Source organism: Eggerthella sp., assembly GCF_048329335.1.
GTDB classification, from domain to species: domain Bacteria; phylum Actinomycetota; class Coriobacteriia; order Coriobacteriales; family Eggerthellaceae; genus Eggerthella; species Eggerthella lenta.
In genome coordinates this window covers 1-4,649 of sequence record NZ_DBFEGU010000269.1, presented here as the reverse complement: position 1 = coordinate 4,649, position 4,649 = coordinate 1, and the positions used below count along the sequence as shown (strand labels likewise).

3 protein-coding genes are annotated in these 4,649 nt (G+C 65.9%); 2 read left to right on the top strand and 1 reads right to left on the bottom strand.

The annotated features are described in order from the left end of the window. Both murJ and ACMO6A_RS08530 read left to right on the top strand, forming a co-directional pair. The coding region (murJ, locus tag ACMO6A_RS08535) for a murein biosynthesis integral membrane protein MurJ (RefSeq protein ID WP_418471104.1) at positions 1–1,755 on the top strand (1,755 nt) is incomplete at its 5' end. 39 nt (positions 1,756–1,794) lie between these two features. Further along, positions 1,795–2,700 carry a LysR family transcriptional regulator gene (locus ACMO6A_RS08530; RefSeq protein WP_009306273.1) on the top strand — a complete coding sequence of 302 codons (906 nt, stop codon included), beginning with the start codon at positions 1,795–1,797 and terminating at the stop codon, positions 2,698–2,700. A gap of 41 nt (positions 2,701–2,741) precedes the next feature. Here ACMO6A_RS08530 and ACMO6A_RS08525 read toward each other — a convergent pair whose 3' ends face one another. After that, positions 2,742–4,592, bottom strand: coding sequence for an FAD-binding protein (locus ACMO6A_RS08525; RefSeq protein WP_009306274.1), 1,851 nt, complete (start codon positions 4,590–4,592; stop codon positions 2,742–2,744). Positions 4,593–4,649 lie beyond the last annotated feature (57 nt).

The following is a 4,649-nucleotide window of genomic DNA, read 5'->3' as shown; positions in this document are numbered from 1 at the left end:
ACCCCCGATCCGCGCGAAGCCGCACGCCGCTCGGTGCCCAGCTCACGCGCCGAGCGGGCGGCGTTTCCCGGATCGACCTCGGAGCTTCCCATCATCAGCAAGCACGCGGGCGCCGATCGCACGCTGACCCGCGTCCCGCAGCCAGAACACGAACCGGAAGACACCGCCGCCGCTGTCGGGTCGTCGGCGGCGCTCATCAGCGTGTGCGTGATGATCTCGCGCATCACCGGCTTCGCTCGCACGTGGATCATGGCGTTCGCGCTGGGATCGACGCTGCTGTCCAGCTCGTACCAGGTGGCGAACGGGCTGCCGAACATGCTGTACGAGATGGTGGTGGGCGGCATCCTCGTGACGGCGTTTCTGCCCGTGTACCTGTCGGTGAAGAAGAAACTGGGGCAGCAGGCCGGCAACCAGTACGCGTCGAACCTGCTCACGCTCGTGGTGCTGTTCCTCGGCATCATCTCCGCGCTGTGCATCGCGTTCCCGTCGGTGGCCATCTACACGCAAAGCTTCTACTCCGATCAAACCGAGATGGCCCAGTCGGTGTTCTTCTTCCAGTTCTTCGCCATTCAGATCGTGTTCTATGGAGCGTGCGCTATCGTGTCGGGCCTGCTCAACGCGAATCGCGACTATCTGTGGTCGTCCATCGCGCCCGTGGCGAACAACGTCATCGTCATCGCCACGTTCATCCTGTACGCCGTCGTGGCGCCGCAGAACCAGGAGATGGCGCTGTATATCATCGCCATCGGCAACCCGCTGGGCGTGTTCGTGCAGCTGGCCATCCAGCTGCCGGCGCTCAAGAAGAACGGCATCCGCATACGTCCCCGCGTTGATTTCCGAGACCCCGCGCTACGCGAGACGCTGGGGCTGGGCATCCCCGCGCTGTTCGTCATGCTGTGCTCCACCATCGTGGTTTCGGTGCAGACGGCGGCGGCTTACGGGTTCTCCGACAACGGCCCCTCCATCCTGCTGTACGCGCGCCAATGGTTCACGCTCCCTTACGCGTTTCTCGCGGTGCCCATCACCACCGCCATGTTCACCGAACTTGCCGACATGCAGGCCGAAGGCGACGCCGAAGGAGTGAAGCGCGGCATCATCGGCGGCACGAACCAGATCCTGTTCTTCATGATCCCCTTCGCGCTGTACCTCATGGTGTTCGCGCTGCCGCTGGTCACCCTGTACCATGCAGGCGCGTTCACCATGGACAACGTCAACTCCATCGCCACGTACATGACCGTGTTGGCCTTCGCCCTGCCCGTGTACGGCGTGAACACGTATTTGCAGAAGATCTTCTCCAGCTTGCGGAAGATGGGCGTGTTCGCGGCGTTCAACTTCGTGGCCGGTGCGGCGCAGATCGCGCTCACGATGTTCGGCGCGGCCAACGTCGAGCGCTTCCCCATCGAGATCATCGCGGCGGCCGAGGTGCTGTTCTACGTGGTTGCCGACGTGTGCCTGTTCGCCTACCTGCGCCGCCGCCTCGGGCCGTTCGGCCTGCGGTCGGTGGCGAAAGCGTGCGCGCGCGGCCTTCTGTTCGGCGGCCTGGGCGCCGCTGCGGGCAGCGGCGTGCTGTTCGCGCTGCAGATGTTCGTCGCGCCGCTGTCCGGTTCCATCCCGCAGGCCCTCGCCTACGTGCTGGCCGGTGGCATCGTGGCGCTTGTGGTGACGTTCGGCCTGTCCATCAAGCTGCGCGTGCCCGAAGCCGCCTTCGTCGGCTCCATCGTGGGCAAGGTGAAGGGCAAGCTGGGACGCGGATAGCGCCTGCGCGGGCGCAAGCGAGCACAGGGGAGGTGCTGCGTGGAGCTTCATCAGTTGAGATACCTGTCGGCCGTGGCGCATTGCGGAAGCGCGGCGAAGGCCGCCGAGGAGTTGTACGTCTCCAAGCAGGCCGTCTCCAAGGCCATCCGCTCGTTCGAGCACGAGATGGGGTTCGAGCTGTTCGACCGTGACGACGGGATGCGCCTCACCGAAAACGGCCGCGAGATCCTCGTTCACGCCGAAGCGGTGCTGCGCGAGCTGGACGAGATCGACTTGTACGTGCAAGCGCAGGGCGCGGGCGCGCGGCAGACGGAATCGCTGGCCATCGCGTTCAAGTCGTTCCCGCTCGATTACCTGTTTTTCAACAAGGGTCACGAAGCGGTGGCGCTCATCGACGAGTTCGTCTACCGCACGCCTGGGTGCTCCGTCTCCACGTTCAAGATGTCCGATACCGCCATCCTGAACGCCCTGGAGGAAGAAGCCATCGACCTCGGCTTCGTGCACGGAACCTACAAGCGCCCCGGCATCAGGCTCGTGCCGCTCGGCCCCGTGGAGACGCGCGTGATCACGCTGAGGTCCAACCCCTTCGGCAGGCGGGCGTCCGTCCGCATCGCCGACCTCGAAGGGGTTCCCATCAGAAGCCCCTTCGACTTCGATCTGTTCACCAACGCCTTCATTACCGCCTGCCACGAGCACGGCTTCGATCCGAGCTTTCGCGAAGTGCCGTTGAACGACGAGGCCATCGACGCGTTCTGCAGCGGAGGCGGGGTGCATCTGCAGCCTTTCGATCCGCGCATGGAGAAGGCCTACCCGCAGTCGGTCTTCCTGCCGTTCCATCCGAGCGACCGGATCGAGCTGCCCCTGTGCCTCGCCTATCGCGAGACGCTTGCGAAGCCGCTGGCGCTCAAGCTGGTCGGCTTCATCCGCAACGGCATGCGGCGCTGAGCGCGGCGCGCCGGAAGCCGATCCGACGCGCCGACGCAACCCTACTGGGCGTCCAACAGCGACTTCGCCGCGATCCACCCGGTGATCCAGCTGGTGCCCACGCCGCCGAACACCGTCGAATTCCAGAAGCAACCGTAGTTCGCCTCGCCCGACAGGCCGCCTGCCGTGGTGGCGTTGGCGTACAAACCCTCGATGAGCGAGCCGTCCTCGCGCATGACCTGCAGATGCTCGTCGGTGCGCAGGCCGCACATCGTCTTCGCCATCTGGCTGCCGATGATGGCCCCGTAGAACGGCGGCTTCACCACGGGATGCAGCCACGAGGGGTCGTACGGCGTGGACATCTCGTCATCCACGCCCTTCTCGCACAGCTCGTTGTACTCTTTCACCGCGCGCACCAGCACGTCGCGGTCGAGCAGCAGCATATCGGCCAGCTCCTCGATGGTGTCGGCCTTCTTCACGGCGCCGCGCTCCACCGCCTCGTCGACCTCGGCCAGCCAGTCTGCCGACACGAGGCCCTTCGTGTCGATCAGCGTGCTCGGGTCGGTGATGGGAATGCGGTTGCGGTCGGTGCCCTCGTCGGTGAGCACGTTCTTCTCGAACACGGTGGTCGGGAAGTCGGAGTCGCATATGGAGTACACATGGTGGCCCACCGCCGACATCCAGGCCGCGCAGTTGCTCAGGTCGCCCATCTGCCCGCCCGGGTTCGCGAACAGCTCCTGCGTGGCTGCGAAGTACGGCTGGCGGTTGCCCCGCTTGTCGATGATGAGCCACGGGTTGTGGAACAGCTGGCGCTCGCCGTGCCAGAAATAGTGCCAGAACTGGCCGTCGCCGCCGGCCGTCTCCTCGTCGATGGCGCCTTCCCAACAGCTCCACGAATCGAAGCCGGAGAAGTCGGCGCCCATGCCCAGACCCATGCGGAAGGCTTCGCCCGTATGCGACGGCATGGGACCGCCTTGCACGGTGCCCTCGTAGGCGCTCGGCAGGTAGGCGCGGATCAGGTCGCGGTTCATGCCGAAGCCGCCCGCGCACAGGATGACGCCCTTCTCGGCCTTGACGTAGCGCTCCTTGCCATCCGGCCCCTTGGCCACGACGCCCACCACGCGACCGCCGTCAGCCACGAGCTTCTCGCACTTCGTGGACAGGCGGATGTCGGCGCCCGCTGCCAGCGCAACGGCTTCCATGGCGTTCGTGGGGTTGTTCATGCCCAGCACCACGCTCTGCTTGCCGGCGTGGACGTCGGCGTCGTGCCAGATGGGCCCGAAGCATTCCATGTTCATGCCGTCTTGCTCCATGATCCAGTCGCACGCGGGACCGGACATGAGCAGCTGGTTCATGAGGAACTTCTCGTCGATGGAGTAGGCGTTCTGCTCCTCGTACATGCGGGTGAACGCCTTCACGTCGGGCGGGAACGTGGGCACGCTGAACTCCAGCGCGTTCTGGTCCTTCGAGCCGCCGAACACGTTGGCGAACGTGCAGGCATGGCGGCTCGCACCGCCCACCTGGCCCTCTTTCTCGATGCCGATGACCTTGAGCCCCTGCTGGGCGAGAAACGCCGTGGCCACGATACCGCCGCCGCCCACACCGACGATGACCACGTCGGCCTCGTCGTCCCACGACGCCGGCGGCTCCACCGGCAGGATGGGCGCCGCGTCGGGCAGGTTGGCGTCGTGCACGCGCTCCACCAGGCGCGCGGTGATCTCGTCGGTCGGAGCGGCGGCGTCGGCGGCAGCCGCCTGCTTCGATGAAGCCGGTGCTGCGGCGCATCCCGTCAGCGCCATTCCGCCCAGCGCAGCGACGCCGGCGGCCAAGCCGCCCTTGACGAACGTCCTGCGCGAGAAGCCGCCGTTCGCGTTGTTCGATTCCCCATGATTGGTTGTTGCAGACGTATCCACGTGATCCCTCCGGTCACTCGAATGTATGCGGTGCCAAAGCCGTGCAAGGCCCAGGCG